The organism is Oribacterium sp. C9, assembly GCF_002007235.1.
GTDB lineage: Bacteria > Bacillota > Clostridia > Lachnospirales > Lachnospiraceae > Oribacterium.
Window position 1 is genome coordinate 1 of record NZ_MUHW01000045.1, and the last position, 6811, is coordinate 6811.

The window sequence follows — 6811 nt, forward strand, 5'->3', positions numbered from 1 at the left end:
TTCTTAGAATCTTCAGGGTCTGTGTATTAATCGATCTTTGATTTTCAAGGTTCTGAGCTGTTTTTTAAGAGTTTCTTTATCTCTCTGCGACAGCTTGTTTAATATAACAAATCATATTATTAGTGTCAATACTTTTCTGCTTTTTTTGATTTAATTTTATTATCATTATATGTCATCTTTCTGATCCGGTACTTATATTCTGCTTTAACAAAAGAAACGGCTATATTTCCACATTACAAATGTCCGAAATATAGCCGTTTCTTTTGTTACCTTATGTGTTATATGTTTCTAAAGAAGTATCTTATCCACTTATTTAAGTTAGTATATTCACTTATCCACATCTTAGATGATAGTCTGAAAGATCTTTATGAATATATTTGCTTCTTTAAGTAATTTTATCCATGTCCCTTCTCTGTTCATTTGTTCTACAGCACTTGCAACTAATCCATGTTGAGGTAATAAATTAAATACTATAAAAATAATCCATATATAGATTACAGATTCTATCAGACCAAGTATACTTCCTGATACTCTGTTAACAGCTGTTAAGCCCGGCAAATCAGCTACCTTATCCAATATCTTAAATAAAATCTTTACAAGGACAGTTATTAATATCAGCAAGAGTATAAAAGTTATTACAGATAAAACGAACTCTGTAACCTTGTCTGCTACCATTTCTGTTATCTTATCAAGACCAATCATTTCATAGAATTTCTCTACATTATCCTTTGGATCTGATTCTATGAATTTTTTCAACAACTCATTAGTCATGCTATTGCTTACTAATGTATCATTGCCCTCTGATGAAACTGCAATACTATCTAAATTCTCTTGTAGCTTCTCATGGATCCTATTGTTAATATACGATTTTATATATTCATTATTAGTTATCCAAGCCTGAAAATAAGGTCTCGCACTCTTGGTAAGTATCACAGATATCACAACGGAGACCAGATTGGATGACATTTTTATCAGTCCCTTATAATAACCAAAGATAAGCATGGCTACCATAAAGGTAACCACGCTTATCTGAAGCCAATCATTTTTTAATATTTCAATAATTTCTGTCATAAATCAATTTATAAAACAATCTTCTCTGAGTATAAGTCTTCCTTCTTTATCGTATTTTGGATGAAATACGCCTGTTAATTTCTTCCCTATGCCAACCTTTTCAGCCTTGTCTGCAGCTTCCTCGATCAGTTCTTCTGCACTTGCCTTACTCAAGGTCACTCCATCCTCCTGCATTATTTCTGCTCTTTCATACAATGCAAGAACGGTATTGCCAGGTAAAACACAATCAATCTGATTAGAATATGTCTGAGCATAATTAACAAACATATCTATATCCATCTCTTCATAGAAATCCTCTGGTAAAGATTCATCTATCTTATCACTTTCATCTTCCAGAACAGGGATCTTATCACTATTACCTGCTATACCATCAATTGATCTTATTTTATCTGCTTCAGAAGTTACGCGAGGTCTCTCCTCTGCAATCTGTTCTGAACGCCATGTATCTTCTTCTGGTAAGTCTTCTTCTGATGTACCTAAGTCAACATCTTCTACGATATCTTCTTCATCATCCACATCAGAAACAAGATCAAATTTCTTGATAAACATAGGTCGATCTTCAGCCATCCTGTCAAAATGGTCTATCACATCCACTAATACCACTGAGCTTGAATCGTTCAATGATTCGATATAATCCTCAATCTCATCTACAACTTTATATGTCAGAGCACCCGCATCCTCAATAATCAGATCTTTACCTTCTATCTTAGATTTGAATGCAGTAAATCCCTTTTCATTAAGCTTTTCAGAATTCGTCTTTGCTACTTTGAATGTATAACCATATTTATCATGAAAATACTTAATCTCATTTACAGCGATTTTAAAACCATCTTCCTTAGTCTTTGCTTCTATAATCATATGATAATTATTCAGCTCTTTCTTTGGAAGTTCTTCTTTTTTTGAATAGATTCCGCTTAAATCAATGACCTTATTCTCTTCTCCTGAAGAATTAGCAATTGACTCAACTGAATTATCCTCATTTAACCTTTCGTATCTTTTAGCATCATCCTCAAGACTTTCATTTGTTTCTGAATGTTCTCTTGATACATACTCGGTATTATCTTCATGACTGATACTGTTTTGCAGATAATCATTATTTCTCTCGGGTACATATCTGTATTGCTGCTTAAGCTCCATTGCTTTATCGACATACTGTCCAAGACCAAATAAAAGCATTATCTTATCACAGGTTTTAACACACTCATCCTCGTAGCCGGCTTCCGCATATAATTTTGCAAGCTCATACAGCCATTTCTCATCTACATCTACAGATGTATACTCCTCCAAAGGTGTCAATAATTGTTCAGCTGAAGCATGCTTTGCTTTTAATATCATATATCTGAGCAGATATTGTCTTGAATCATCTGGACTCATTTCACAGAATTCTCTATAAAACTCCTGTGCATCCTGAATATCCCCTGCTTTTACAGATATCTCTGTTAACTTAAATAAAAATCTTTTCCCAACCGGTGCACGCTCAAAAGCAAGAAGAAGAATATCCTTGGCCTCTTCGTATTCTTTGTTATATTCATATATCTCTGCTACAGAAGATAGAAGATTAGCATTTCTTACACGTCTCCAGTCTATAGTATCTGCAATTTGCATTGCAGTCTTATATTCTCCCTGATCAGCCATCTTACGCATTTGTTCTGCTTTGATGTTAAACTCATACTTATCCATTAAATAATTCTACTCCTTAGCAGTTTTTGATTTATATTATAAAGTTATTCTTCCATCCAATGCACGTAACAACGTAACTTCATCAATATTCTCGATGTCTCCTCCTACAGGAACACCTGAAGCTATACGTGATACCTTGATTCCAAGAGGTTTAATAAGCTTTGTTATATATGTAGCTGTTGTTTCGCCCTCCAAAGAAGAATTCGTGGCTATTATGACCTCTTCCACATCATCCTTAAGTCTGGATACAAGCTCTTTTAGGCGTATGTCATCAGGTCCAATTCCTAATATCGGAGATATCGCTCCGTGCAGAACATGATAAACCCCACCATACTTTCCTGTATGTTCATACGCAGACATATCTCTGCTGTTCTCAACGACCATAATCTGACTATGATCACGTTTATCTGAAGAACAAATAGGACATATATCAGAATCCGTCAATGTATAGCATATCTTACAATAATGTACGTTATTTCTGGCCTTTACAATAGAGTCAGCAAGCTGTTCTGCCTGTTCCTTAGGTCCATTAATAATATGAAATGCCAATCTCTGTGCACTCTTTGGTCCTATCCCCGGAAGATGAGCCAATTCATTGATCAGTCTTGAAATATCTTTTGAAAAATATTCCATTAAAAACTAAGTCCTCCGGTTAACTTACCCATCTGCGACTGAGAATCCTCTTCAGCTTCACCAAGTGCCTGATTAGCGGCAGCAAGAATCATATCTTCTAATGTCTCTACATCCTCAGGATCTACAGCATCCTTATCAAGCTCCACCTTCAATATCTTCTTTTCACCTGTAACAGTGATTTTTACAGCACCACCTCCGGCCTGACCAACATATTCCTTTTTAGCCAGCTCCTCCTGAGTCTCCTCAAGCTTTCTCTGCATACGCTGATACTGCTTCATAAGATTGTTCATATTCATACCCGGCATTCCACCAGGAAATCCACCATGCTTAGCCATGTTAATTACCTTACCCTTCTATTTCTATATTGATATTTATTTTATTTAAATCATCTTCAGTAACATATACAGTTGAGTTTTCTTTCTCTTCTGATAACTCTGTACTGAATTTTATTGATTTATTATATCTGTTTTCAACAACTTTACATAACATATCCTTTGAATCAGATTCTGAAATTATTTTATAGCTTCCCCTGCTCCTGGTAACTATAACCATTCCATCCTTATCCTTATTAGGTTTTACAAAAGTGTCTCTAAGCGCAACTGAAACTACCGATGAAGGAACAGCGATACATATATTTCTCCAATCCTTCTTCAGCAGCTGTAAATCATCATATTGTGCCTTTGGCAATGTGATCTTTGAAGGTGACTTTAACTTATTCAAATCATTTGAAGATGATTTGACATCCCCCTTTATGGTATTTACCTGATCAATCGAAAGACTATTTATATCTAAATTAGATATTTCTCTTCTAATTTCACTAAGTTTTGCATTCAGTCCGTCAAGAGTTGCATCTGTTTCTGGATATGCAAGCTTCATGAGCGTTGTTTCGAGCAAAATACGCTTTTGTGTAGAATATCTCATTTGATTACTTAAATCACTAAGCATTCTGATATATCTTAGTAATTCAGTAATAGAAAACAGCTTGGAATCACTCTTCAAGCGTTCGAGGTTTTCCTTTGACATATCCACTAGTCCCTGTAGATTATCAACATTCTTGGCCAAAAGAAGATTTCTTATATACATAATAAGATCAGATATGAACTGACCTATTTCTCTTCCCTGCTCTATGACCCTTGAAATAATATCCAGAATACTTTTTATATCCTTCTGATTCAAAGCTCTGATGATATCTGAAAAAACTGAAGTATCTACGGAACCAAGTATATCTAATGCATCCTCATACTTTATCCTATGATCAAACTGGAAGGCAGAACATTGATCCAATAGGGATACTGCATCTCTCATTGAACCATCGCCAACTCTTGCAATATAATGCAATGCCTCATCTTCTACATCGATGTTTTCATAATCTGATATTTCTCTAAGCCTTCCCGCTATAGTCTCAGTAGATATACGCTTAAAATCATACCTCTGACATCTTGATAGAATAGTAATCGGAAGTTTATTTGGTTCTGTTGTGGCCAACACAAAGATTACATACTCGGGAGGTTCCTCCAATGTCTTTAGAAAAGCATTGAATGCGGCCTGACTGAGCATATGTACCTCATCAATGATATATACCTTATATTTTCCATCAACAGGTGGGTACTGAACCTGATCTCTTATCTGTCTGATATCGTCAACACCATTGTTGGATGCAGCATCCATTTCCATTACATTCATACTTGAATCATTAAGTATGGATCTGCATACAGCACATTCATTGCACGGATTACCATTAACAGGATTAAGACAGTTTACTGCTCTTGCAAATATCTTAGCCACAGATGTTTTTCCGGTTCCCCTTGTTCCGCAAAATAAATATGCATGACCTATTCTTCCGGTTTTTATCTGGTTTTTAAACGCCTCAGTAATCGGTTCCTGACCTTTTACTTCATCAAATGTTTTTGATCGCCATTTTCTGTATAATGCAGTGTAACTCAATTAAAAACCTCATTTGTAACATTTATATTATAAAAATCTGTCAGTCTCCAAAAGATATGCCTAAAAGCTTGGCTTCATTTACTATCTGAGACTTTGGATCCACAGTCTTAAGCTTTCCTGCTATTTCCTTTAGTGGAACTTTAACTATACTACCGTTTACCAATGCTACCATATTTCCATAATCGCCGCTCTTTACAAGCTTGGCAGCCTCAACGCCAAAGCGTGTTGCCAACACTCTGTCATATGGAACAGGCGCTCCTCCTCTTTGTGTATGTCCAGGAACAGTTACTCTCACTTCAATACCGGTCTTTTTCAATACCTGATCAGCAAGTTCATAAGAGACTGAAGGGTATGTTCTGTTTGCTAACTTCTTTTTATATTCCTTCTTAGATAAAAGAGAATCTTCATATGATATGGCTCCTTCAGCCACAGCAATTATGGAGAACTTGGATCCTCGATTATATCTCTCTGAAATTTTATTACAAATGACATCAAGATGATAAGGAATCTCCGGTATCAGAATAATGTCTGCACCACCTGCCAATCCTGCATAAAGAGTCATGAGACCTACTTTATGTCCCATTATTTCAACTATAAATACTCTTTTATGAGAAGCAGCTGTTGTATGTATACAGTCAATAGCTTCCGTAGCTATATTAACAGCCGAATGAAAACCAAATGTCATATCTGTTCCCCAAAGATCATTATCTATAGTCTTTGGGCAAGCAATCACATTAAGTCCTTCTTCTACCAGAAGATTTGCTGTTTTCAGTGAACCATTTCCTCCGAGTACAACAAGGCAATCCAGTCTAAGCTGTCTGTAAGTATGTTTCATGGCCTCAACTTTATCTAAACCATTCTCATCCTTATCTCTTATCTGCTTAAACGGTGTTCTCGATGTTCCAAGTATGGTACCACCTATATTTAAAATTCCAGAGAAGTCAGAACGTTCCATTTTATGGTATTCAGAATAAATAAGACCTTGATATCCATCTTCAAATCCAAATATCTCAAGATTTTCACATGTGCTGAATAGTGCTTTACCTACACCTCTCATAGTTGCATTCAAAGATTGACAGTCTCCGCCACTTGTCAACATACCTATTCTCATATACAACTTCTCCTTTCTATCAAACTACGTTTGTTTTACGAATTAATCATTAATTGATAACTTAATAAATTATACAAGTATACTACCTTATTTTCAATCAAGTGAAAATGGATTATACCGGCAGACTACATTTATACTGTTTGATCTCATATCACAAAAAAAGACCACCATACTGGTGATCTTCAAGCATTGCGGGAGAAGGATTTGAACCTACGACCTTCGGGTTATGAGCCCGACGAGCTACCAGACTGCTCCATCCCGCGATAATAAATTTTGTTATTTTCAAAAATATAATGGGGCCTACAGGGCTCGAACCTGTGACCCCCTGCTTGTAAGGCAGATGCTCTCCCAGCTGAGCTAAGACCCCATTCA

5 protein-coding genes, 2 tRNA genes and 1 pseudogene are annotated in these 6811 nt (G+C 35.8%); all 8 read right to left on the bottom strand.

Features of this window, described 5'->3' with window-relative positions; translation table 11 throughout:
• Window positions 1-342 precede the first annotated feature (342 nt).
• The 8 genes and pseudogenes from BXO88_RS15885 to BXO88_RS15920 all read right to left on the bottom strand — a co-directional run bounded on the left by BXO88_RS15885 (window position 343) and on the right by BXO88_RS15920 (window position 6806).
• A complete protein-coding gene (locus tag BXO88_RS15885) occupies window positions 343-1071 on the bottom strand; it encodes a CvpA family protein (protein ID WP_078038704.1) in 729 nt (242 codons plus the stop codon).
• A 1032-nt stretch (window positions 1072-2103) separates the two neighbouring features.
• Window positions 2104-2751: pseudogene (locus tag BXO88_RS17285) on the bottom strand (tetratricopeptide repeat protein); the annotation flags it as partial.
• A 36-nt stretch (window positions 2752-2787) separates the two neighbouring features.
• On the bottom strand, window positions 2788-3384 hold the full coding sequence (recR, locus tag BXO88_RS15895) for a recombination mediator RecR (RefSeq protein ID WP_078038706.1): 597 nt from the start codon (window positions 3382-3384) through the stop codon (window positions 2788-2790).
• The gene (locus tag BXO88_RS15900) at window positions 3384-3719 is read right to left on the bottom strand and encodes a YbaB/EbfC family nucleoid-associated protein (protein ID WP_078038707.1); all 336 of its coding nucleotides are present in this window, start codon (window positions 3717-3719) and stop codon (window positions 3384-3386) included. Before BXO88_RS15900 ends, recR begins: the two co-directional genes overlap by 1 nt.
• A 10-nt stretch (window positions 3720-3729) precedes the next feature.
• Window positions 3730-5328: a DNA polymerase III subunit gamma/tau gene (gene dnaX, locus BXO88_RS15905; protein ID WP_078038708.1), complete on the bottom strand. Its 1599-nt coding sequence runs from the start codon at window positions 5326-5328 to the stop codon at window positions 3730-3732.
• Between the two features lie 40 nt (window positions 5329-5368).
• Window positions 5369-6439, bottom strand: coding sequence for a 6-phosphofructokinase (locus tag BXO88_RS15910; protein ID WP_078038709.1), 1071 nt, complete (start codon window positions 6437-6439; stop codon window positions 5369-5371).
• A gap of 189 nt (window positions 6440-6628) precedes the next feature.
• Window positions 6629-6702: transfer RNA gene (locus BXO88_RS15915), tRNA-Met, on the bottom strand.
• Between the two features lie 31 nt (window positions 6703-6733).
• Window positions 6734-6806: transfer RNA gene (locus BXO88_RS15920), tRNA-Val, on the bottom strand.
• Window positions 6807-6811: the final 5 nt, after the last annotated feature.

Coding starts and splice junctions, on each gene's coding strand:
- BXO88_RS15910 (WP_078038709.1), bottom strand. CDS start 6,439: ATGAGAATAGGTATGTTGACAAGTGGCGGAGACTGTCAATCTTTGAAT.
- BXO88_RS15900 (WP_078038707.1), bottom strand. CDS start 3,719: ATGGCTAAGCATGGTGGATTTCCTGGTGGAATGCCGGGTATGAATATG.
- recR (WP_078038706.1), bottom strand. CDS start 3,384: ATGGAATATTTTTCAAAAGATATTTCAAGACTGATCAATGAATTGGCT.
- BXO88_RS15885 (WP_078038704.1), bottom strand. CDS start 1,071: ATGACAGAAATTATTGAAATATTAAAAAATGATTGGCTTCAGATAAGC.